The following is a 21452-nucleotide window of genomic DNA, read 5'->3' as shown; positions in this document are numbered from 1 at the left end:
GGATGATGTCCATCACCCGCTATCCCGCCGCGTCGCGTCGCGGTGCCATCGCCATCGTGCATCTCGGCCTGGGGGCCTTTCATCGCGCCCACCAGGCGGTTTATCTGGAACGCTACCGCCAGCGCAGCGGCGATGATGCCTGGGGTATCTGCAGCGCCAACCTGCGCGGCAATGTGGCCCTGGTGGACGGCCTGGCCGCAGCCGGCCATCACTACCATGTCGCCGAGTACACCGACAGTGAGAACGTCACCCTGCGCGAGATCGGCACCATCGAGGAGACGCTGTTCTCCGGCCGAGACGCCGAGGGGCAGTGGGGGCGCGATCTGGATGCCCTGCTGGAGCGCATGGCCGCGCCCGAGACGCGCATCGTCACCCTCACCGTCACCGAGAAGGGCTACTTTCTCAACCCGGCCAGCGGCGAGCTGCTCAGCGACGATCCGATGATCGCCGCCGATATCGCTGAGCCCTCGAGACCCCGCACGGCGCCAGGCATGCTGGTGGAGGCGCTGGCGCGGCGACGCGCCCAGGGCATCGCGCCCTTTACGGTACTGTGCTGCGACAATATGCCGGACAACGGTCGGCGCACCCGCAACGCCGTGGTCCAGCTCGCCGCGCGGCGCGACCCCGAGCTGGCGACGTGGATCGAGGCGCAGGTCGCCTTCCCCTGCAGCATGGTCGACCGCATCGTGCCGGCGATGACCGAACACGATGTCGCCCGGCTTGCCGAACTGGGCGTGGCCGATGCCCAGGCGGTGGCCTGCGAGGCCTTCAGCCAGTGGGTGGTGGAAGACAGCTTTCCCCAGGGCCGGCCCTACTGGGAGGCCGACGGGGTAGAGATGGTCGATGACGTCGCACCGTTCGAGACCATGAAGTTGCGCCTGCTCAACGGCAGCCACTCGCTGCTCGCCTATCTCGGCGCGCTGGATGGCATCGCAACGGTCGCCGAGGCGGTGGCCCGCGACGACCTGCGCGCCCTGCTGCACCACTATATGCATCGCGAGGCGGCGCCGACCCTGAGCCTGCCGGCGGGCACCGACCTGAGCGGCTATGCCGCCTCGCTATTGGCGCGTTTCGGTAACGACAGCCTGCAGCATCGCCTGCAGCAGATCGCCATGGACGGCAGCCAGAAGCTGCCCCAGCGCTGGCTGCAGGGCGCCGTGGCGCGCCTCGAAGCGGGTGGCGAGGTGCCGTGTACTGCACTTGGCTTGGCGGCGTGGATCCGCTACACCGCTGGCAGCGACCTGCACGGTAATGCCCATGCCGTCGACGATCCCCTGGCGCCGCGCTTCGTCGAGCTCCATCAGCACCACGCCAATGACCCGGCGGCGCTGGTCGCCGCCTTCCTGGCCATGGACGACGTGGTGCCGCCGGCCCTGGCGGGCAATGACGCATTCGCGATGGCGGTGCTGAGCGCCTATCGCACCTTGACTGAACAGCTCCTCGAGGGAGCGCTCGCCGCTCTCAACCGAAACTGAAGAATCGCGCTGCAGAGTATCGAGTTGCTGTTTTGCACTAGAAACGACTTTTTATCGTTAGATGGTTAGGAGAATAAATATGAAAAAAATACCACTGTTTTTCGGCCTGTCAGGAATGGTGTTGATCATTAGTGCTTGTGGACAAGGAGGTAATGACGAACAGGCGACATCGAACGAGGCTTATAAGCTCAATGTCGGTATTGCCATGAATGATAGGGATCCCATGTATGAGGGCATCGTAAGGTTTAAGGAGGCAGTCGAAGCACGCACAGAGGGTGGTGTTGAAATCGAGGTGTTTTCTAGTTCACAGCTGGGGAGTACTGCGGACCTTTTAGAGCAAGCAAGAGTTGGCGCCAATGTGGCAACCTTGACGGATGCTGGCCCACTAGGGGATATAGTCAGAGAGATTTCGATACTACAAGCTCCCTATATCGTCGATAACCTAGATGAGGGGCGGCAGTTGGTGGCCTCAGATCTCTTCAAGGAGTGGCAGGCTAACTTGGAGCCGGAGGGGGTGAAAGTCTTATCTTTTAACTGGTTCCAGGGAGAGCGGCACTTGGCGACGACTCGGTCTGTATTGACCCCAGACGATCTTAGTGGCATGGCGATTCGTACCAATGGTACGTCAATCGTCAATAAAGCGATTGAGGTCATGGGAGGAAACCCGACTGGCCTGGCATGGGCGGAATCCTACCCAGGCCTGCAGCAGGGGGTTATCGATGGGGTTGAAGCCCACTATTCCGCCATTCATGGTGCACGCCTGCCAGAAGTCGTTGACTCCATAGCGAAGACAGGCCATTTCCAGCTTCTAACCGCGCTGACTGTTGGTACCCAGTGGTTTGATAGGTTGCCCTCAGAGTACCAGAAAATCTTGATTGAAGAGTCAGTTGAAGCTGGGGAGTATGCTTCAGGTTTGAATGTGGAAAGGTCAAGAGAATATGAAGAGGAGATGACGGCTCAAGGAGTGAACATCAACCAGGTCGATATCGCTCTGTTCAGGGAAAAGGCTGACCGTTTCTATGACGAATTTGAAGGATTTAAAGCGCTCAGGGAGGAGGTTGACGAATATTTGGATAAATGAGTCCATGGTGGGAGGTTTAATGCGGGGGCTGTGAAGTCACCAGCCCTTATGCAAGGCAGAGGATGTTATACGTTGCTTTGGTTTGGCGCTCATTTGAAGAGGTTTATATGGATAGAATAATTAATTTTTTGATTGCCTTGGAGGAGTTTGTTTCCAGAACGCTGCTGGTGTGTGTGGTTTTATTGGTGTTTTTTGCAGCCGTGGGGCGGTGGTTTGGGCTGCCCGTTGCCTGGTCGGTGAATATTGCTCAGCTGCTTTTCGTGTGGATTATTTTTCTAGGTGCCAACCAGGCTCTGAGAAACGATAAACATATTGGGGTTGATATCATCACCAGTCGACTTACTGTGCAGTGGCGAAGGCTGAGCGAGCTAGGTGTTTTGGCTTTGGTTTCGGCATTTTTGGTTTTCATCGTTATGTATGGAGTGGGACTGAGCATTGATAACGCCACTCGTACAATAAGCAATACTTCCATTAGTTATTTCTACATAACGATGGCTGTTCCAGTGGGCTGTCTGCTGATGCTTGCTACCACTTTAAGGAAGATACAGCGCCTTGTGGTGAATGACCGTGGCCCATCTCATGGAGCACTGTCGGAGAGCAGTGATGATGTTCGATAGCTTTATCCTGCCAGCTGAAAGGGCATAATAGATGATATTGGTTAGCATTCTATTCGTGATATTCCTGTTGCTAAATGTGCCTGTCGCATTTGCCATAGGTATTGCAAGTCTCTCGTTTTTCCTGCTAGAGCCTAATCTACCAACTGCGCTGTCCGTTCAGCGCATGGTTAGTGGAACCCAGTCCTTCCCACTGCTGGCGGTACCCTTCTTTGTATTGGCTGGCCATATCATGAACGCTGCCGGTATCACTTCCCGCTTGATTCGTTTTGCTAATGCGTTGACCGGGCATCTAGTGGGTGGCCTGGCGCATGTCTCGATTGTTCTAAGTGGTTTGATGGGAGGTGTGTCAGGTTCGGCTAATGCTGATGCAGCAATGCAGAGCCGAATTCTGGCACCTCAGATGCTAAAGCGAGGATATTCGGGAGGCTATGCTATCTCGGTGATTGCGGTAAGTTCACTGATTACGGCAACTATCCCACCAAGTATCGGCTTGATTTTATATGGATTCGTTGGAGAGGTGTCGATCGGGAAATTATTTATCGCTGGTATCGTGCCTGGAGTATTGTTGACCTTGCTTTTGATGGCTACGTCTTATCTCATTGCCAAAAAAAGAGGGTATGATGTTAAAGCTGATATCGAAAAGCCTTCTTTTAGAGTGGTGTTTAATGCTTTCAAGGAAAGTGTCTGGGCACTGCTGTTTCCTGTTATCTTGATCGTAGGGATTCGCTTTGGGATATTTACCGCCTCAGAGGGTGGTGCTTTTGCAGTTATATATGCGCTCATTATCGGTGTCTTTGTTTATCGAGAATTAAGCTGGGGGAAGCTTAGTGAAGTGTTGAGCGAAACCGTCATGGACAATGCAGTTATCATGCTGATTATCTCGACGGCCGCAATACTCGGGTACATTATCACATATGCTCGTGTACCACACAGCATGTCTGAGCTTATTGTAGGAGTTTCCGGGGACCCAACGGTTGTTCTTATGCTGGTTCTGCTGTTTGTTCTTATAGCTGGCATGTTCATGGAAGCGACGGTTAATACACTGCTATTGACTCCCATATTCCTGCCAATTGTGCAACAGTTCGGAGTGGACCCTGTGCACTTTGGGATCATCATGATGCTCATTGTTACGCTAGGCGGTATGACTCCCCCAGTTGGCGTCACGATGTATACTGTTTGCTCGTTAACCGGAATATCCGTCGAAAGATACATAAAAGAATCTCTCCCGTTCCTTGTGTCGGTGGTTGTATTGGTGCTGGTGCTGGCCCTGTTCCCCGGGATCGTGATGTTCTTGCCGAACTTACTGATGTGAAATGTTTTGCGAAAGGATTTTGCGAAATATTTCGATCTTGAGGAGGCTTTATGGATGTGGTAGTTGCTGATAATTTGAAAGAGGTATGAAATGAGTAGAGTTCCTTTTGATGTGATGGTACAGGAAGTAAAGCGAGTCTTGGTGAAGAAGGGGTTCGACGATGATCGGGCCGAGGAGTGTGCGAGACTCTTTGCAGAAGCGAGCCTGGATGGCGTTTATTCACATGGCTTGAATCGTGTGCCGAGGTTTGTTGATTATATTGTTGAGGGGTGGGTTGATATTCATGCGCAACCGACGTTAGTCGGTGGCTTAGGCGCGGTTGAACAGTATGACGGAAACCTAGGCCCTGGTAATCTAAATGCCAAGTTTTCAATGGATCGTGCGGTCACACTTGCACGCGAGAACGGCATTGGGGTAGTTGCAATTAGAAATACTAACCATTGGATGAGAGGAGGCAGCTACGGCTGGCAAGCTGCTGATGCAGGCTGCATCGGGGTTTGCTGGACAAATACGGAATCATGCATGCCCCCATGGGGATCGAAAGACCGCAGGATCGGTAACAACCCCATGGTGCTTGCGGTTCCTCGGAAGGAGGGGCACCTTGTGCTCGACATGGCCATGTCTCAATTCTCTTACGGGAAGTTGGAGGTCACTAGGCTTAAAGATGAATTGCTGCCCGTTGATGGTGGATTCGATAATGAGGGGAACTTAACTAGAGTCCCGGCAGAAATTGAGGCATCGATGCGTATCCTGCCAGCGGGCTACTGGAAGGGCTCAGGGCTCGCCATAATGTTGGACATGATGGCGTCCTTGTTATCGGGTGGTCTCTCAACCAGTAAAGTGGATAAGCTTAAGCCGGCACCTCACGCGTCAGGGTATGGGACATCACAAATTTTTATCGCTTTTGATCCCGGCAAGTTCTCGGATGATTATTGGTCAGAGGGTGTCGTTGATGAGCTGGTTCGCTATTTGCACGATGCTGAGCCCGCAGAAGGGCATGGTAACGTGAGCTATCCTGGTGAAAGAACGATACAAACAAGACGCGATAACCTCGAAAAGGGAGTGCCAGTCGATGACGCTATTTGGAAAAGAGTGCTTGAGCTGTAACTCCCCTTCAAGTGCGAAGTAACCGTATGTCGAGAGCGTACCGCATGAGTCCTCGTGTAGCACAGGCGGTGCTCAGCGCCTGTGCTACGCAGACGCTCATCAGTAGGCTCGCAGAGAGGAGATAGTCCCCATGCAGCATACCTGGCGCTGGTTCGGCCCCACGGACCCCATTCGCCTCGACGAAATCCGCCAGACCGGGGCCACCGGCATCGTCACCGCGCTGCACGAGATCGCCAATGGTGAGGTGTGGCCGCGCCAGGCGATCGCCGAGCGCAAGGCGCTGATCGAGGACGCCGGCTTGACCTGGTCGGTGGTCGAGAGCGTGCCGGTGCACGAGGCGATCAAGCAGGGCCTGGCGGCGCGCGACGCCTTGATTGCCAACTATTGCCAGACCCTGCGCAACCTGGCGGCGTGTGGCATCGATACGGTCTGCTACAACTTCATGCCGGTCCTCGACTGGACCCGCACCGACTTGCGCTATCGCCTGCCCGATGGGGCCCTGGCGCTGCGCTTCGACCAGGTCGCCTTCGCCGCCTTCGATCTGTACCTGCTGGCGCGCCCCGGCGCCGAGAACGACTACAGCGAAGCGCAGCAGCGCGAGGCTCGAAACTATCTCGACACCCTAGGCCAGGGTGACCGCGATACCCTGGTCGATACCCTGATCGCCGGCCTGCCCGGTGCCGAGGAGGGCTACACCCTGGCCCAGTTCCGTGAGGTGTTGACGGCCTACACCGGGATCGACGCCGACCGCCTGCGCGAGCACCTGGCGTATTTCCTGCGCGCGGTGATACCCGTGGCCGAGGAGGTGGGCATCCGCATGGCGATCCATCCCGACGACCCACCGCGGCCGATGCTGGGCCTGCCGCGGGTGGTCTCCACTGCCGAGGACGCCCAGTGGGTCCTCGATGCCGTGCCCAGCCCGGCCAACGGCCTGACGCTGTGTACCGGCTCCTACGGCGTGCGCGGTGACAACGACCTGGCCGCGATGGCGCGTCACTTCGGCCCGCAGATCCACTTCGTCCACCTGCGCTCGACGCGGCGTGAGACGCCGGATCCGCGCTCCTTCCACGAGGCGCCGCACCTCGACGGCGACGTCGACATGGTGGCGGTGATCCAGGCCCTGGTAGCAGAGGAGCGGCGTCGCGAACGCGAGGGCGGGGCGCGCCTGCCACTGCGCCCCGACCACGGCCACCAGCTCCTCGATGACCAGCAGCGCGCGACGGCTCCGGGTTACCCCCTTTATGGTCGGCTGCGCGGCCTGGCCGAACTGCGCGGCGTGGAGCTGGCGGTGCGCCAACTGACCGTCTGACCCCACCGATTGCTCGGCGGGGTCCCGTTGTGTTACTGGCTCTGGAACAGTTAGGGAGCGCTGATTTATGTCGCGAGCGAAGAGAGGCTGGTCGCCGCCGGAGCGCAGGAACCGGAGTGTAGCCTGCTACATGAGGATTCCGAGCACCGCCGGCGGCCAGGATATCGAGCGCAGCAATAAATCAGTGTTTCCTTAGCGGCCGGTGGCGGCGATCTGGCCCTCGCTCAGAGCTGCCTCGGGGGCCTGCTCCATGCGTCGACGCTCCTCATCGAGGATCGCCAGGGCCTGTTCCGGCGTGGTGCGTGGCGCCGGTGTGAGCAAGCTGACCACCATGCCTACCGTTAGAGATGCCAACACTGCCGGGATGCTGGGGTTGCCCCAGTAGGCGTTCCAGTCGGCGTTGGCGATGATCCCAAGTGACGTAGCTGAGGCGCTGACCAGTGTGGCCACGGCACCCTGCCAGTTGTAGCGCGGCCAGAAGCGGCCCAGCAGAGCGCAGGCCAACAGGCCGGCCATGATGGTGGAGATCATGCGGGTGATATAGGTGATCACATTGTCCGAGGTCAGGGCAAAAGCCAACGCCAGGCCGATAGTGGCTACCAGCGCGATCCGGGAGAAACGTACTACGTTGCGTGCCGAGGGGGTATGGCCTGTGGCCAGCACGTAGAGGTCACGCATCAGTGTCGAGACCCCGGCGATGGCATCCGAGCTGGCACTGGACATGGTTGCCGACAGCCCCGCTACCAGCAGCAACAGGCCGAGGCCCAGTGGTAGGATCTCGGTGGCCAGAAAGGGGAAGGCGAAGTTGCTGTTGTCCAGGCCCGGATTGAGGGCATGGGTGGCCATGCCGATGATCGCCGGGATGATCGAGAAGCCCAGATAGAGTACGCCGGTGATCACGAAGGAGCGGCGTACCGAAGCGACCGACTCGCCTGAATAGATGCGCTGGCGGAAGGAGGGCGTCGCTAGCACGCCCACGGCGATCACCGCGGCCAGCGATAGCGCTGGCAGGCCGCCTATGGCCCCGATCCCGAGGAAGCTCGCCGCGCCGGCGTCCATGCTCGCTGTGAGCCCGCTGAATCCACCCACTTCCACCAGCGCCAGTACCGCCATCAGCAGGAAGCCGGCGAAAAGTATCACCGCCTGAATGGTGTCGGTCCAGACCACGGCAAAATAGCCCCCGATCACGCAGTAGATACCGAAGCCCAGTGCCACCAGAATGCGTGCGGTGGTCAGGTCGATGTCTGCCATCCATGACAGGTAGAGGCCGCCGCCGAGGATATGCGCTCCTAGCCAGCCGATGCAGGCGACGTAGATGAGCACTGCCACCAGATAGCGCACCAGGCGATTGGCTCCCACATAGTAGGAGAGCTCCTCGCTCATGGTCATGAAGCGCAGCTTGCGCACCGGGGCAAATAGCAGCGCCAGCAGCAGTACACCGACGGCGCCGCCGATGCCGTAGAGCGCGCCGGCCCAGCCGTTAGCATAGCCGAAGCCCACTGCGCCCATGCTCGAGCCGGTGCCGACCATGGTCGCCACGGTAGTGCCGATGGTCAGAAAGAGGGGCACGCTGCGCCCACCGAGCAGAAAGTCGTCGCCGTTGCCGCGCTTGTGGCGCGAGATCCACCAGCCGAAACCGATCATGGCGGCGACGTACACTACAAAGGTGCCGAGGAATATATGACTGTTCATGGTAGCCTCTTATCGTTGTTTGCCCGGCCGTTGCCGCGGCCGGTGGTAAGCAATGTCTCGATCGTCGGCGGGCATCGTCTGTCAGGAAACATCCGCCGGCGGTCTGGTGCCGTGCTCCTTGCCGGGAGCACGGCACCCTCTCTTCAGGCCCGGTCGGCCCGGAAGCACTTCACGTCCACCTCCACCTTGCAGTCCACCACCAGGTCCTGGACGCTACAGATGCGTGCCGGCGGGTGGTCGCCGAAGATCTCGCGGAACACCTTGTTGAAGGACGAGAAATAGCGGGCGTCGGTGAGTACCGCGGTGACGTGCACCACGTCCTCCACGCCATAGCCGGCCTCCGTCATGATCGTCAGGCAGTTGTCGAAGGCGAGCCGAGTCTGCGCGACGATGCCGCCCTCGACGACTTCGCCGTCGGTCATCGGCGTTTGACCGGAAACGTAGAGCCAGCCACCGGCTTCTACGGCGCGGGCGAAGGGCAGCTTCTGGCCGCCGGTGCCGACGCCGCCTTCGACGCCGTAACGGGTAATGCTCATTGAGATTCCTCCTTGCTATTTTGGGTCAGGGTATTGGGGATACGCCGGGTGCGGCGCAGCATGCGCCCGGCGCGCTCGCCGGTGGCCGCTCCCTGGCGGTAGGCGATCGTGCCATTGACCACCACCAACTCAATGCCCTGGGCCGGGGCGATGGGCGTGGCGTAGTCGGCGGTGTCTTCCAGGGTCTCGAGGTTGAAGAGCGTCAGGTCGGCATAGGCCCCCTCGCGGATCACGCCGCGGTCGGTAAGGCCGAAGTTGGCCGCCGAGAGCCCAGTCATCTTGCGTACCGCTTCGGCCAGCGGCATCAGCGCCAGGTCGCGGCTGTAGTGGGCCAGCACCCGGGGGAAGGCGCCCCACAGACGCGGGTGCGGATGGGGGTCGTTGGGCAGACCGTCGGAGCCGACCATCGACAGCGGATGGGCCAGCACCCGGCGCATGTCGTCCTCGCTCATGTTGTGGTAGACCGCCCCGGCCGGCTGCAGCCGCTCGGCGGTCTCCAGCAGCGACAGCTTCCACTCCTCGGCAATTGCCGTGAGCGGGCGGCGCGCCTGCTCGGGATGCGGCTCGGACCAGGTGATGGTGATCTCGATCTCGTCGCTGACCTGGCCCAGGTCGAGGGTCGAGGAGCCGGCGGTATAGGGGTAGCAGTCGCAGTGGGCGCGCTGGTGGCGGGCGGCATCTTCCAGCTTCTTCAGGGCGTGGGGGGCGCCGCCCCAGTTGCCGGCGCCAGCGCACTTGAGGTGCGAGATCACCAACGGCACCCGGCCGTGACGGGCGGTGGCGAAGGCCTCGTCCATGGCGCCCGGCAGGCCGGCGAACTCGTCGCGCAGATGAGTGGTGTAGATGCCGCCGGCCTCGCCCACGGCGGCCACCAGCGGTGCCATCTCCGCAGTGGGGGCATGGAAGGCGTTGCGGTAGGCGAGCCCCGAGCTGAGCCCTAGGGCGCCCTCGTCCAGGGCCCGGCGCAGCAGGCGTTCCATTGCGGCGATCTCGCTCGCTTGGGCGGGGCGTGCGAAGTCATCCATCACCTGGCTGCGTAGGCTGGTGTGGCCCACCAAGGCGGCGACGTTGACGCTAGGCACTGCCTTATCTACCGCTTCGGCATAGGTGGCGAAGCTTGGGTAGCGGAAATCCTCGGCCCGCCCCAGCAGGTTCATGGGATCGGGGACCTCGCTTGCGAGGGACACGGGGCTGGCGCTGATGCCGCAGTTGCCCACCACCACCGTGGTCACCCCCTGGGAGAGCTTGGGCAGCATGTCCGGGGTGCGGATCACGTTGGTGTCGTCATGGGTATGTACATCGATAAACCCCGGTGCCAGGTAGCGACCATCGGCATCGATGACGGTCGTCGCCTCGCGGCCCTTCAGGATGCCGATTGCCATGATGCGCCCGCCGCGAATCGCCACGTCACCAGCGAAGGGTGGAGCGCCGCTACCGTCGAGTAGCATGGCATTGCGGATCAGCAGGTCGTCGGGCATGTCTGTCTCCCAATGGCTGGCGGGCAGTCGCCCAGGAGGTGCGAAGGGCGTAGACCGAATATGGCTTTGCTGCGAAATCTAGAACGACGAGGTCTTAAGAAACGCCTGCAGGCGCGGCGACTCGGGATGCAGGAACAACCGCTGGGGCGGCCCCTGTTCGGCGATTCTGCCTGCTTCCATGAAGACGACCTTGTCGGAGACGTCCCGCGCGAATCGCATCTCATGCGTGACCAACACCATGGTCATGCCCTCCTGGGCGAGGGATCGAATCGTCTCTAGCACCTCGCCGACGCGCTCTGGGTCGAGTGCGGAAGTGGCTTCGTCGAACAGCATCACCTTGGGGTTCATGGCGATGGCTCTGGCAATGGCCACACGCTGCTGCTGGCCACCGGAGAGCTGGGAAGGGCGATGATCCCGACGCTCGAGCATGCCCACCCGCTCGAGCCAGTGATCCGCCAGCTCGACCGCCTCGGACCTCGGCATGCCGCGAACCTTGGTCAACCCAAGCGTGACGTTGTCCAGCGCGCTCATGTGCGGAAACAGATTGAAGGCCTGGAACACCATGCCGGTCATCGCACGCTGACGTGCGACTTCCTGCTCGCGGATTCGGACCCGTTGGCCACGTCGGATGCTGTAGCCAATCGTTTCGCCGCCGATCAGTACCTCGCCCTGGTGAAACTCCTCGAGCAGGTTGAGGCAGCGCAGTAGGGTGGTCTTGCCGGAACCGCTGGCGCCGATGATCGACACGACCTCACCCTCGGCGACCGTGAAATCGATGCCCTTCAGTACGTCGAGTTCACCGAACCGCTTGTGTAAGTCGCGCACTTCCACGATAGGGGTCATACCGTTTTCCTCGTCGCTTGGTCGAGACGCCGACCGATGAAACGCCCAACCTGCTCGATGGCGAAGTTGATCAGGAAATAGATCACCCCGGCCAGCAGGTAGAACTGCATGTTGAGAAAGTTGTTGCTGATGATCTGTTGGGTCGTGAGTAGCAGCTCGGCGACACCGATCACCGACAGCAGCGTCGAGGCCTTGACCATCTCTACCGCGGCGGTGATCCAGGTCGGCAGGGCGTAACGCAACGCCTGGGGGAACAGGATGTAGCGAAAAATGCTGCCGAAGGTGAGGCCGATCGCCCGGCCGGCTTCGATCTGCCCGCGCGACAACGATTGCAGGGCGCCCCGCAATATCTCCCCGACGTGAGATGAGCAGAACAGCGTGAGTGCCAGTGCACCCGCCTGGAAAGCGGTGAGATTCAGGCCCACGGCGGAGGAGACGTAGAACGTCGCCAGCACCAGAACCAGCACGGGCGTACCGCGAATGATGTCGATGTGGAGTCGGGCCGGCCACTTGAGTGGTTTGCCACCGTAGGTGACCGCGATGCCGATCACCATGCCGAGCACGGTTCCAGCCATGATCGCGATCAGCGACACCGCGAAGGTGATCGCCGTACCGTTCACCAGGGCAGCGCGATTGGCGACCACTTGATTCAGAAAGTAATCCCATTCCATGTCAGCTTTTCTCCAGCACCAATCGCTTCTCCATCGCCCTCAGCACCAGCGTGATGGCGAAGCAGCAGGCGATGTAGAGCAGCGAGGCGACGAGCCAGACCTCGATCACCCGGAAGGTTTCAGAATTGATCTTGCGGGCGTAGTAGGTCAGCTCGGGAACCGCGATGGTGGCAGCCAGGGAGGTGTCCTTGAACAGGGAAATGAAGTTGTTGCCGAACGCGGGCAGTGCGTTGCGAAACATGATCGGCAGCACGATATAGCGTTTGATGCGAAGCGACGTCAGGCCGATCGCCTGTCCGGCTTCGGTCTGGCCCTGGGGGACGCTCAACAGGCCGCCGCGAAAGACCTCCGCCATGTAGGCGCTGGCGTAGAGCGACAAGGCCACGATGAAGCTGGTGATCTTGTCCAGCGACAGCCCCAACTGCGGCATACCGAAAAACAGGAACAGCACGATCACTAGGATCGGTAGATTGCGAAGCATCGAGATCCAGGTAAAGGCTAGGCTGCGCAGCCAGCGGCTTGGGGCACGGCTGGCGAAGGCCACTACCAGCCCTAGAACGGAACCGATGGCGATCGATACTAGCGCCAACAGCAGGCCGAGGCCGATACCGCTGAGCAGCAACGGCCACTGATTCAGGATGGGGGCGAAGTTGAAGTGATAGTTCATGTCGGTCCATCTGCACGAGGAAGCAGTGTAGTGGGACGTTGCCGGGCAAGGAGCTGCCAGGCAACGTCAGCGGGCCGGGTTAGCGCATTTCAGCGGGGAAGCCGGTCTGCGGGGCAGGAGGACGCTCGCCAAACCACTGTTCGAACGCGTCGGCATAGCGCTGGAACTCGACGCCGTACATGGCTTCTTCGAGGGTGGTGTTGACGAAGTTCAACCAGCGCTGGTCATCGGGTGAGACGGCGCAGGCATAGGACTGCGGGTTCCAGCTGTAGCCGGCATCGGCATAGCGACCGGGGTTGTTTTTCATGTACCACTTCAACGTCGACAGGTCGGTGGCGACGGCGGCGGCGCGACGCGAGTTGAGTGCCTGGTAGATCAGGTTTTGGCTCTCATACTGATCGACCCTTGCTTGTGGCAGCGCTTGGTGAACCATCTCTTCGGCATAGACGTTCTGTAGTACTGCGACGGTAATGTCGTCGCCAGCGTCCTGGAGTGCGTCATAGTTGCCGTAGTCGCTACCCTCGAGCACCAGCAGACCGACGCCCTCCCGGTAGTAGGGCACGGTGAACGCGACCTGCTGGGCGCGGGCAGATGTGACCGTCATCCCCTGGCAGGAGATATCGACCTTATTCGTCAACAGGTTGGGGATGCGGGCATCCGATGATTGATTGACGAAGCGGACCTTGCTGGGGTCGTTGAACAGGCCCTGGGCCAGGATATGACCGATATCGGCATCGAACCCTACGGTCTGCCCCTTATCGGTGAAGTGCCAGGGAGGGTTCGAACTACCAGTACCGACGATGAGTTCGCCTCGATCGAGCACCGTCCGCAGGGTATCGGCCTGAGCCGTTGTGGCGGCAAGAGAGGGGAGGAGGGTGAGCGCCGCAATAGCGCCAAATGCTTTGAGAGTCGTTTTCATGGAAGTAGGCTCATCTTGTTGCTGTTGTTGTCCGGTATATCAGACCGTTGTCTGGTTTATCGGATAGAGTTATACTGCACCCATTCATTAGCGCTGCGCAAGTGGGTTAACCAGCTGCCGCCACAGAGGGGTAGACTGGGGCCTATGTACTCATCAACGAGGTGATATGAGCCGCTCCAACACCACATCGTCCCCCCGTGCCCGTGGCGTCGATCGCGTCATCTCTCTGTGTGAGCAGCTTCATCTGCATCGGCAACCGATGACGCCGAAGGAGCTGATTGAGGCGACCGGCGCACCGCGGTCGAGCGTATACGAACTGGTCAGCCTGCTAAGTGAAGCGGGCTGGTTGGAGACGACTAGCGATGGCCGGATCTTCTTCGGCCGGGCAATGCACTATTTCGGCCTCGACTATGCCGATCACAACGATCTTCTGCGCCGTGCCCGACCAGTAATGCGTCAACTATCGGCGCGCTTCGATGAGACCACTCAGCTGTGCATGCTGGATGGCGACAAGTACACCGTCATGCTCAACGAGAATGGCGCTCGGCCGTTTCGTATCAGCTCTGAAGTGGGTGTGAAGGTGCCGATTCCATGGACCGCATCCGGTCGGGTGCTGCTCGGTGGGATGAGTCGGGAGGCGATGCTGGGGCTGATACCGGAGGAAGATTTCGTTCTTCCCAGCGGCGAGCGTATCGATATCGAGGGCTTCATCGCCGATATCGAGTCGACGCGTCGTCGGGGTTACGCCATGACCGAGGGGTTGGTCGACAGCTTTGCTTGCTGCATGGCCGTTCCTGTATACGAGGGTGCCGGCCCGGCCCGGGCCACCCTCTGTTTCACCGTCGGCCGCGATGCCGATGAGACCCGCCGGGAGACCTTGCTTGCGGCATTGCGTGAGGCGTCCTGTTCGCTCTCCAGCGGAGAGTGATACCCGCTGCCCCCTGTCTGGAGACAGACCATGAACGAAGCAACTCCTTTAACATCTTCTTCGGTGTTGCCGCAGAAAGGCACTCCTCTTGCCATTCCCTGCAAACTGCTTGGGGATGTGCCGCTGCCGGCGGCGGTGATCCATGAGGCGCCGCTGGCCCATAACCTGGCGTGGATGCAGCGCTTCGCCGAGGCCCATGGCGCGCGGCTGGCGCCCCACGGCAAGACCACCATGGCGCCGGCGCTGTTCCGGCGTCAGCTCGAGGCCGGTGCCTGGGGCATCACTCTGGCCACGGCATCGCAGTGCCGGGCGGCCTTCGTGCATGGGGTGCGTCGGCTGCTGATGGCCAACCAGCTGGTGGGCGAGGCCAATATGGGCATCGTCGCCGAGCTGATCGAGGGCGGCGCCGACTATTACTGTGTCGTGGATAGTGTTGAGAATGTTGGCCAATTGGGGCCTTTCTTCGCCGCCCGAGGGCTCGAGCTGCAGGTACTGATCGAGTTGGGCGTGACAGGGGGGCGTTGCGGTTGCCGCGATGCCATCCAGGTCGAGGCACTGGTGGCGGCCATCGCCGAGCAGCCGGCCCTGCGGCTGGTGGGGGTCGAGGGGTACGAGGGCATGATCGCCGGCGGTGACGAGGTCGCCGCGGTCCGCGCCTACGGCGAGCGGTTGGTCGACACCGTCAGGGCGCTGCACGCCAGCGGTGTGCTCGCCTGCGAGGCACCGATCGTCACTGCGTCTGGCTCCAAGTGGTTCGACCTGATTGCCGAGGCCTTCGACGAGGCCGAGTTGCGCGAGCACTACACACCAGTGCTGCGGCCGGGCTGCTATGTGGTGCATGATCACAAGTTATATGCTGGCGCCATGGCCGACGTGAAGGCGCGCCATCCGCACCTCGAAGGCGAGCTACAGCCAGCGCTGGAAGTCTTCGCCCATGTCCAGTCGCTACCCGAACCGGGGCTTGCCATTATCGCGCTTGGCAAGCGTGATATCGGCCACGAGCCGGACTTGCCGCTACCGCTGCGGCTTTATCCCTTGGCCTCGCAACCGGAAGCGGGCATGGTTCCGGCTGACGTCACGGCCTGGCACACGACGCACATCATGGATCAGCACGTCTTCCTGGCGATTCCCCAAGATACTCCTATCGCCGTCGGCGATGTGATCGCCTTCGGCACCTCTCACCCCTGCCTCACCTTCGACAAGTGGCGCCAGCTGCTGTTGGTCGATGACACCCTGACGGTCAAGGAGGCTCTGGCGACCTACTTCTGAAGTCGCGCTAGACCATCGCGTCCGCCGTGAGGCGGGCCACCGCCGCGGGCAGCTCGCTGGCGTGATGGATGGCGATGGCTCCGACGGGAGTGGTCTCGGCGGCGGGGAAGCGGTTGAGGTGAATCACCTGCATGCCGGCCTCGAGGCCGGCGGCCACGCCCACCGAGGCGTCGTCGATCACCACGCAGCGCGCCGGTGGATAGCCCATGCTGGCGGCGGCCTGCAGAAAAAGGCCCGGATCCGGTTTCCACACCTCGAGGGTATAGGCGCTGAACAGCCGCTCCTCGAAATGATGGCTGAAACCCACGCTCTCCATCGCACAGCGAATCTTGGCCTCGGGGCCGTTGGAGACCACCGCCTTGGGGTGGGCGTCAAGTGCCGCCAGGGCGTCGGCCATGCCGGCGATGGGCATTAGCTCGGCGCGCATGCGCCGCTCCATCAGGGTGCGCATCTCCTGCTCCAAGCGTTCGCGGCGCGCAGCGTCGAGGGTGCCATGACGCCGTTCGAGGGCGAGCACGATGGTCAGGAAGCGGACGCCACGAAACTCCTGCATATACTGGCGCGGCGTGAAGGGTAGCCCGAAGCGCGGCAGCACCTCGGCCATGACCTCGGCGAGCAGTATCTCGCTGTCGACCAGGGTGCCGTCGGAATCGAACAGCAGGCAGAGTGGGGTAGTCATGCAAATGTCTCCGGATGCGTGGCGATGAGGGCCTCGAGTCGCTGGCGATCGGGCAGCCCTTCCATGTCGCCGATGACCTTGACCGCCTCGGCGCCGAGCAGGTTGCCGCGCAGCACGGCCTGACGCGGATCGAGCCCATCGAGCAGGGCGCTGATCACGCCAACGGCAAAGGCGTCGCCGGCGCCCACGGTATCGACTACCTCGGCCACCGCGAAGCCGGGCACACTGAGGCTCTGTTCGCGGCCGCCGAGCGTGCCGCGATAGTAACCGCCCTGGGGGCCCAGCTTTATGACAACCGCCTTGGCACCGCGCTCTAGATAGAAGTCGGCGATGCCCTCGGGGGATTCCCGTCCGGTCAGCCGCCGCCCCTCGGCGAGGCCGGGCAGCACCCAGTCGGCCTGGGCGGCGAGGCGATTGAGGGTGTCACGCATCTCCTCTTCGCTGTGCCACAGGCTGGGGCGCAGGTTGGGGTCGAAGGAGATGCTCGCACCGGCGGCGCGGGCCTGGGCCAGCAGGTGGTGGGAGAGCGCCCGGGCGCTGGACGAGAGGGCGGGAGGAATGCCGGTGGCGTGGAGGTGCCTGAGGGCGCTGAGGTCGAGGTCACTGGCGTCGTCGCAACACAGCTGACTTGCCGCGCTGCCGCGGCGGAAGTAGCTGACCCGGGGATCCTGGCCATCCTCCGCGCGCTCCTTGAAAAGTAGGCCGGTGGGGTTGATGGCGTCGCTGACCAAGTGGCGGCAATCCAGCCCTTCCTGCTCCAGGGTGCGGCGGATGAACTCGCCGAATCCGTCGTCGCCGACGCGGCTCAGCCAGGCGACGCCGAAGCCGAGCCTGGCCAGGCCAATGGCGACATTGGTATCGGCGCCGGCGATCCTGCGCCGGAAGCGCTCGACCTCGGCCAGCGCGCCCGGCGTCTCGGCGACGAACATGGTCATGGCCTCACCGAAGGTAAGGATCTCGGGGGGGGTAGGGCTAGGCATGGGTGAGTCGTCTCCGCATGAGTCAACGGCCAGAGGAGGCCGCTGGTGGTGGCTGGGGTGGCGTGCCGGCCGCGGTCGAGCCGCGTGCCATCAGCGTTGGGGAGTGCTGGATGTCATCGATGGCGCGGGCGGGGTCGGCCAGGCGCTTTAGCAAGCATGCGACTGCGCTGTGGCCGATGGCCGCGGTGGGTTGGGCAAGGGTGGTAATGCCGGGTTCGACCAGCCCACACCAGTCGAGCTCATCGATCCCCATCAGGCCGGTGGCGCCAGGGCGAATCGCCAGGGCGTGGAAGGCACGGGTGGCGGCCAGGGTCATGTTGCCGTTGGCACATAGCACGGCTTTTGGCGCCGCGGCCGGGCGCTGGATAAATGCGCTGAGCGCGGCCTGCAGTGACTCGTCGGCGCAGTCCGGCGCCTGGCAGTGGACCTCACCGCGCAGTCCTCGCGGTGCCAGGCCGTGGCGGAAGCTTGCCAGGCGCTGTTCGCGGGAGCTGACCTGGGCTGCAGGCTCGCTGAGATAGAACACCTCGCGGTAGCCCTGCGCGGCTAGGTGGTCGAGGGCCATCTCGATGGCCAGGCGGTTATCGAGCCCCACCACATCGGCACGTGCGTGGTCGAGGCGGCGGTCGAGCAGTACCGTGGGAATGGTCTGGGCGTCGAGCGCCGGCTGGTGGCTGCCGGTCGGGTTGATCACCAGCCCCTCGACCCGGTAGGAGGCGAGCAGCGCCAGGTGCTCGCGCTCCTGGGAGGGGGCGTTATCGGTGTTGCACAGCATCAGCGAGTAGCCGTGCTGGCGACATGCCTGTTCCACGCCATGCATCACCGCCACCGAGAAGGGGTTGCGGATGTCTGCCACCAGCATGCCGATCAGCCGCGAATGCCCCCCCTTGAGGCCGCGAGCCATGCGGTTGGGTGAAAACCCCAACTGTTCGGCTGCCGTGGCAATGCGCTCCTGCAGCGCCGCCGACAGCCTCTCGCGCTCGTCGCCAAAGTAGCGCGACACGCTGGTCTTGGAGGCGCCGGCGGCGCTGGCGACGTCATGCAGGGTAGGGGCGCGATCGGCCATGCGTGATGCTATCCAGTGGCAATGGTAACGTTCCCATCCTAACTCTTCCTGGCCGTTGCGGCAAACCCCTAGATGCCACCCACCACCAAGGCGCTATGGTCGAGGCCGGCATCGATGGGGTATCAATGGGAGGTCATAGGCTGAGTCCCAAAAGGAGAGATGAAATGGCGATCTATCGCTACGATGGCATGACCCCCGAGGTGCACGCCGACAGCTACGTGGCCGAAACCGCGGATGTGATGGGCCGGGTGGCGCTGCACAAGGGCAGTAGCGTGTGGTACCAGGCGGTGCTGCGCGGCGACAACGAGCTGATCGAGATCGGCGAAGGCAGCAACGTGCAGGAGGGGGCGGTGCTACACACCGATCCGGGCTACCCGCTGACGGTGGGCAAGCGGGTCACCGTGGGCCACCAGGCGATGCTGCACGGCTGCAGCGTCGGCGACGGTGCGCTGATCGGCATTCAGGCGGTGGTGCTCAACGGCGCCAGGATTGGCAAGAACTGCCTGGTCGGCGCCGGGGCGGTGGTCACCGAGGGCAAGGAGTTCCCCGACAACTCGCTGATCCTCGGCGCGCCGGCCAGGGTGGTGAAGACCTTGAGCGACGAGGCCATCGCCGCCATGCAGAAGGGCGCCGACAAGTACGTTGAGCGTGGCCGGGTGCATCGCGAGACCCTGGAGCGGATCGATTGAGAAAATCTCCGCCATCGATGTTGCACTGCACAAAATGCTCTGCTATGTTGCACTGCAACGAAGGACGAAAAGCCTTCGCTCCCGAAACCTACGGAGGTGTCCCATGAGCAACGCAACTATCGATCAAGCCACTCAGCAGTTCGAATCCATGTTCTTCGGTCCGGCCCGTGCCTATGCGGCACTGAGCATCGACTACGCCGAAAAGCTGCTGAACACCCAGTACGAAGCGGTCAAGTCCTATAGCGACGTCAGCATGAGCCAGGCACGCGCCATGCTCGACATCAAGGATGCGGAAGGTCTGCGTACTTACGTCGAAGGCCAGCAGAAGGTGGCCAAAGAGCTGTCCGAGCGCGTCAAGGGCGATGCAGAGAAAGTCGTCGCGCTGAACCAGGATTTCGTTCAGAAAGGCCAGAAGCTGGCTGAAGAGAACATCCAGACCGCGTCCAAGGCTGCCAGCAAGGCCGCCAAGTAACGCTCGACTCGCGCCATATGGCGTCGTGTTGAATCAGCCGCCACCCGAGAGGGTGGCGGCTTTTTTTCTGTGTGCTGTTGGCGGGCCATTTGGCCTGCTTTGTCGTATGTATCAACTGAGTACTATTTGTCTGCGCTTCGCGACAGCCGGTCGAGTCGCAGACGCTCGCGTTCATCGAACAGGCGTCGGCTGCCGGCAGCCACTGCTGCCATGGTGCCGAAGCCGGTGCCCACGGTAATCGTGAACATCACCAGGATCTGATATTTGACGGCCAGCGACGGCGGACTGCCGGCGAGGATCTGCCCGGTCATCATGCCGGGCAGGCTGACCACGCCGGCGGCGGCCATCGCATTGATGGTCGGGATCATGCCGCTGCGCATCGCCTCGCGGCGCAGGTCGCCCACCGCTTCCTGCCAGCGTTGGCCGAGCATCAGGCGGTTCTCGATTACCGCGCGCTGGCGCCATACGCTGTCGGTCAGGCGATCCAGCGACAGTGCTACCCCGGTCATGGTGTTGCCGAGCATCATGCCGAGTAGCGGAATGGCGTACTGCGGCGTGTACCACGGTTCGGGTCCGACGATAACCGTCAGGGTCAGCACGGTGACGGTGAACGACGACACGAACATCGATAGCGTGCCGATGCCAAACGCCCAGCCGCCTTTCAGGCGACGTTTCTGGCGTGCCATGACTTCGCGTCCGGCGATCAGCAGCATGGCCAGCGACATCAGTACGACCCAGTGCAGGTGTGCCACCGTGAACAGCGCTTCCAGCACCAGTCCGATCAGTGTCAACTGAATCACCGTCCGCGTGGCGGCGATCAGCAGGCTGCGGCCGACACCGAGTCGGCTCATGGCAGTGCAACCGGCCAGCGCTATCACCAGCAGTGCGGCGAGCCCCAGTTGCCACCAGGCCAGATCGATCACTTCCATGCTTGAGGCTCCAGGTGCTGGTCGGCAATGTGCAGGTGGCGCGTTGCCACCCGGGCAATTTGGTTCATGTCGTGAGCGACCCACAGCGCTGCCAGCGGCGTGTCGCGAATCTGCTGGCGCAGCCACGCTTCACAGCGGGTGATATTGTCGGCATCCAGGTTGGCGGTGGGTTCGTCGAGCAGCAGCACCTTGGGCCGGTGGGCGATCGCGCGCAGCAGTCCCAGGCGCTGTTTCTCGCCTGACGATAGCCGCGCCACGTCCCAGTCGAGGGTATCAGCAGCAAAGCCCAACTGCGCCAGGCTAGCCTTGAGCGATTCGCAGCACGGGGCCGGGAAGTGCTCGCCGACCCGCTCGTACCACCACTGGCTGTCTGCCGGAATCAGCATGACCCGCTGCCGCCAGTCGCTGCCGCGCCAGTCACTACGCGCTATATTGCCTAGCCAGGCCTCACCGCCGTGGGGCTCGAGGTCGGCAATCGCCCTCAGCAGTCGCGTCTTGCCCGAACCGCTGGGACCGGACAGGCAAACGATGTCGCCTGCGGCGATCTCCAGAGAGACCGCGTGCAGTTGGCCGATCGCGATGTCGTCAAGGCTCAGGAGTGGCGGCTGCTTCATGGCATGGAACTCGATAGTGGATGGCAGGCCGCTTGGCCCGCGGATGGGGCGAGCGTCGGTGCTTTGCCTTAGGAGCGTGCATCGTCGACAATTCATCCAGGTGATGCAATTTGACCAAT

22 protein-coding genes are annotated in these 21452 nt (G+C 61.8%); 10 read left to right on the top strand and 12 right to left on the bottom strand.

Annotated features, from left to right (window positions below):
* Positions 1–5: 5 nt before the first annotated feature.
* From CK498_RS05755 to uxuA, 6 genes are all read left to right on the top strand, one after another.
* Complete coding sequence (locus CK498_RS05755) at positions 6–1475, top strand: mannitol dehydrogenase family protein (RefSeq protein ID WP_407645835.1); 1470 nt, start codon at positions 6–8, stop codon at positions 1473–1475.
* A gap of 79 nt (positions 1476–1554) precedes the next feature.
* Positions 1555–2556: a C4-dicarboxylate TRAP transporter substrate-binding protein gene (locus tag CK498_RS05750; RefSeq protein WP_176475730.1), complete on the top strand. Its 1002-nt coding sequence runs from the start codon at positions 1555–1557 to the stop codon at positions 2554–2556.
* A 107-nt stretch (positions 2557–2663) separates the two neighbouring features.
* Positions 2664–3173, top strand: a complete 510-nt coding sequence (locus CK498_RS05745) for a TRAP transporter small permease (protein ID WP_176475729.1) — start codon at positions 2664–2666, stop codon at positions 3171–3173.
* 55 nt (positions 3174–3228) lie between these two features.
* Complete coding sequence (locus tag CK498_RS05740; RefSeq protein ID WP_229358974.1) at positions 3229–4485, top strand: TRAP transporter large permease; 1257 nt, start codon at positions 3229–3231, stop codon at positions 4483–4485.
* A gap of 90 nt (positions 4486–4575) precedes the next feature.
* Positions 4576–5592, top strand: coding sequence for a 3-dehydro-L-gulonate 2-dehydrogenase (gene yiaK / locus CK498_RS05735; RefSeq protein WP_095619895.1), 1017 nt, complete (start codon positions 4576–4578; stop codon positions 5590–5592).
* A gap of 130 nt (positions 5593–5722) precedes the next feature.
* Entirely contained in the window at positions 5723–6901 is a 1179-nt protein-coding gene (gene uxuA, locus CK498_RS05730) for a mannonate dehydratase (RefSeq protein WP_095619894.1), read from the top strand.
* 192 nt (positions 6902–7093) lie between these two features.
* On the opposite strand, the gene CK498_RS05725 is transcribed toward uxuA, so the two are convergent.
* The 7 genes from CK498_RS05725 to CK498_RS05695 form a co-directional block, all read right to left on the bottom strand.
* Positions 7094–8593 (bottom strand): sodium:solute symporter family protein, encoded by a 1500-nt coding sequence (locus CK498_RS05725; RefSeq protein WP_095619893.1) that lies wholly within the window; start codon positions 8591–8593, stop codon positions 7094–7096.
* Positions 8594–8736: 143 nt separating this feature from the next.
* A complete protein-coding gene (locus CK498_RS05720; RefSeq protein ID WP_095619892.1) occupies positions 8737–9129 on the bottom strand; it encodes a RidA family protein in 393 nt (130 codons plus the stop codon).
* Positions 9126–10607: an N-acyl-D-amino-acid deacylase family protein gene (locus CK498_RS05715; RefSeq protein ID WP_095619891.1), complete on the bottom strand. Its 1482-nt coding sequence runs from the start codon at positions 10605–10607 to the stop codon at positions 9126–9128. Before CK498_RS05715 ends, CK498_RS05720 begins: the two co-directional genes overlap by 4 nt.
* Positions 10608–10685: 78 nt before the next feature.
* Positions 10686–11450 carry an amino acid ABC transporter ATP-binding protein gene (locus tag CK498_RS05710; protein ID WP_095619890.1) on the bottom strand — a complete coding sequence of 255 codons (765 nt, stop codon included), beginning with the start codon at positions 11448–11450 and terminating at the stop codon, positions 10686–10688.
* Complete coding sequence (locus CK498_RS05705) at positions 11447–12121, bottom strand: amino acid ABC transporter permease (RefSeq protein ID WP_095619889.1); 675 nt, start codon at positions 12119–12121, stop codon at positions 11447–11449. Before CK498_RS05705 ends, CK498_RS05710 begins: the two co-directional genes overlap by 4 nt.
* Position 12122: 1 nt before the next feature.
* Positions 12123–12788: an amino acid ABC transporter permease gene (locus CK498_RS05700; protein WP_095619888.1), complete on the bottom strand. Its 666-nt coding sequence runs from the start codon at positions 12786–12788 to the stop codon at positions 12123–12125.
* Between the two features lie 79 nt (positions 12789–12867).
* On the bottom strand, positions 12868–13707 hold the full coding sequence (locus CK498_RS05695; protein WP_095619887.1) for a transporter substrate-binding domain-containing protein: 840 nt from the start codon (positions 13705–13707) through the stop codon (positions 12868–12870).
* 166 nt (positions 13708–13873) lie between these two features.
* Between CK498_RS05695 and CK498_RS05690 the strand changes: the two genes are divergently transcribed.
* Positions 13874–14635 carry an IclR family transcriptional regulator gene (locus CK498_RS05690; RefSeq protein ID WP_095619886.1) on the top strand — a complete coding sequence of 254 codons (762 nt, stop codon included), beginning with the start codon at positions 13874–13876 and terminating at the stop codon, positions 14633–14635.
* A 30-nt stretch (positions 14636–14665) separates the two neighbouring features.
* Positions 14666–15904 (top strand): amino acid deaminase, encoded by a 1239-nt coding sequence (locus tag CK498_RS05685; RefSeq protein ID WP_095619885.1) that lies wholly within the window; start codon positions 14666–14668, stop codon positions 15902–15904.
* 7 nt (positions 15905–15911) lie between these two features.
* On the opposite strand, the gene CK498_RS05680 is transcribed toward CK498_RS05685, so the two are convergent.
* The 3 genes from CK498_RS05680 to CK498_RS05670 are packed head-to-tail and all read right to left on the bottom strand — an operon-like array spanning position 15912 to position 18629.
* Positions 15912–16583: an HAD-IA family hydrolase gene (locus tag CK498_RS05680; protein WP_095619884.1), complete on the bottom strand. Its 672-nt coding sequence runs from the start codon at positions 16581–16583 to the stop codon at positions 15912–15914.
* A complete protein-coding gene (locus tag CK498_RS05675) occupies positions 16580–17563 on the bottom strand; it encodes a sugar kinase (RefSeq protein WP_095619883.1) in 984 nt (327 codons plus the stop codon). The genes CK498_RS05680 and CK498_RS05675 overlap by 4 nt, the downstream gene beginning before the upstream one ends.
* Positions 17564–17585: 22 nt before the next feature.
* Positions 17586–18629, bottom strand: a complete 1044-nt coding sequence (locus CK498_RS05670; RefSeq protein WP_095619882.1) for a LacI family DNA-binding transcriptional regulator — start codon at positions 18627–18629, stop codon at positions 17586–17588.
* A gap of 164 nt (positions 18630–18793) precedes the next feature.
* Here CK498_RS05670 and CK498_RS05665 point away from each other — a divergent pair, with 164 nt between their 5' ends.
* Together CK498_RS05665 and CK498_RS05660 are read left to right on the top strand one after the other, a co-directional pair.
* A complete protein-coding gene (locus CK498_RS05665) occupies positions 18794–19318 on the top strand; it encodes a gamma carbonic anhydrase family protein (protein WP_095619881.1) in 525 nt (174 codons plus the stop codon).
* Between the two features lie 103 nt (positions 19319–19421).
* Positions 19422–19790 carry a phasin family protein gene (locus CK498_RS05660; protein WP_095619880.1) on the top strand — a complete coding sequence of 123 codons (369 nt, stop codon included), beginning with the start codon at positions 19422–19424 and terminating at the stop codon, positions 19788–19790.
* 122 nt (positions 19791–19912) lie between these two features.
* Here the strand turns inward: CK498_RS05660 and CK498_RS05655 are convergent, their stop codons facing one another.
* Both CK498_RS05655 and CK498_RS05650 read right to left on the bottom strand, forming a co-directional pair.
* Positions 19913–20719 (bottom strand): ABC transporter permease, encoded by an 807-nt coding sequence (locus CK498_RS05655; protein ID WP_095619879.1) that lies wholly within the window; start codon positions 20717–20719, stop codon positions 19913–19915.
* Positions 20710–21333, bottom strand: coding sequence for an ABC transporter ATP-binding protein (locus CK498_RS05650; protein ID WP_095619878.1), 624 nt, complete (start codon positions 21331–21333; stop codon positions 20710–20712). The genes CK498_RS05655 and CK498_RS05650 overlap by 10 nt, the downstream gene beginning before the upstream one ends.
* Between the last annotated feature and the right edge of the window lie 119 nt (positions 21334–21452).

The sequence above is a fragment of the Halomonas salipaludis genome (assembly GCF_002286975.1).
Lineage (GTDB): Bacteria > Pseudomonadota > Gammaproteobacteria > Pseudomonadales > Halomonadaceae > Franzmannia > Franzmannia salipaludis.
This window is presented reverse-complemented; position numbering and strand designations above follow the sequence as displayed.

Bases quoted from the DNA above. Each gene is read 5' to 3' on its own strand.
- CK498_RS05680 (WP_095619884.1), bottom strand. From the start codon at position 16,583: ATGACTACCCCACTCTGCCTGCTGTTCGATTCCGACGGCACCCTGGTC.
- CK498_RS05720 (WP_095619892.1), bottom strand. From the start codon at position 9,129: ATGAGCATTACCCGTTACGGCGTCGAAGGCGGCGTCGGCACCGGCGGC.
- CK498_RS05700 (WP_095619888.1), bottom strand. From the start codon at position 12,788: ATGAACTATCACTTCAACTTCGCCCCCATCCTGAATCAGTGGCCGTTG.
- CK498_RS05690 (WP_095619886.1), top strand. From the start codon at position 13,874: ATGAGCCGCTCCAACACCACATCGTCCCCCCGTGCCCGTGGCGTCGAT.
- CK498_RS05665 (WP_095619881.1), top strand. From the start codon at position 18,794: ATGGCGATCTATCGCTACGATGGCATGACCCCCGAGGTGCACGCCGAC.
- CK498_RS05750 (WP_176475730.1), top strand. From the start codon at position 1,555: ATGAAAAAAATACCACTGTTTTTCGGCCTGTCAGGAATGGTGTTGATC.
- CK498_RS05675 (WP_095619883.1), bottom strand. From the start codon at position 17,563: ATGCCTAGCCCTACCCCCCCCGAGATCCTTACCTTCGGTGAGGCCATG.
- CK498_RS05745 (WP_176475729.1), top strand. From the start codon at position 2,664: ATGGATAGAATAATTAATTTTTTGATTGCCTTGGAGGAGTTTGTTTCC.
- CK498_RS05660 (WP_095619880.1), top strand. From the start codon at position 19,422: ATGAGCAACGCAACTATCGATCAAGCCACTCAGCAGTTCGAATCCATG.
- CK498_RS05725 (WP_095619893.1), bottom strand. From the start codon at position 8,593: ATGAACAGTCATATATTCCTCGGCACCTTTGTAGTGTACGTCGCCGCC.
- CK498_RS05650 (WP_095619878.1), bottom strand. From the start codon at position 21,333: ATGAAGCAGCCGCCACTCCTGAGCCTTGACGACATCGCGATCGGCCAA.
- CK498_RS05710 (WP_095619890.1), bottom strand. From the start codon at position 11,450: ATGACCCCTATCGTGGAAGTGCGCGACTTACACAAGCGGTTCGGTGAA.
- CK498_RS05715 (WP_095619891.1), bottom strand. From the start codon at position 10,607: ATGCCCGACGACCTGCTGATCCGCAATGCCATGCTACTCGACGGTAGC.
- CK498_RS05670 (WP_095619882.1), bottom strand. From the start codon at position 18,629: ATGGCCGATCGCGCCCCTACCCTGCATGACGTCGCCAGCGCCGCCGGC.
- CK498_RS05695 (WP_095619887.1), bottom strand. From the start codon at position 13,707: ATGAAAACGACTCTCAAAGCATTTGGCGCTATTGCGGCGCTCACCCTC.
- CK498_RS05755 (WP_407645835.1), top strand. From the start codon at position 6: ATGTCCATCACCCGCTATCCCGCCGCGTCGCGTCGCGGTGCCATCGCC.
- CK498_RS05655 (WP_095619879.1), bottom strand. From the start codon at position 20,719: ATGGAAGTGATCGATCTGGCCTGGTGGCAACTGGGGCTCGCCGCACTG.
- CK498_RS05685 (WP_095619885.1), top strand. From the start codon at position 14,666: ATGAACGAAGCAACTCCTTTAACATCTTCTTCGGTGTTGCCGCAGAAA.
- CK498_RS05705 (WP_095619889.1), bottom strand. From the start codon at position 12,121: ATGGAATGGGATTACTTTCTGAATCAAGTGGTCGCCAATCGCGCTGCC.
- yiaK (WP_095619895.1), top strand. From the start codon at position 4,576: ATGAGTAGAGTTCCTTTTGATGTGATGGTACAGGAAGTAAAGCGAGTC.
- uxuA (WP_095619894.1), top strand. From the start codon at position 5,723: ATGCAGCATACCTGGCGCTGGTTCGGCCCCACGGACCCCATTCGCCTC.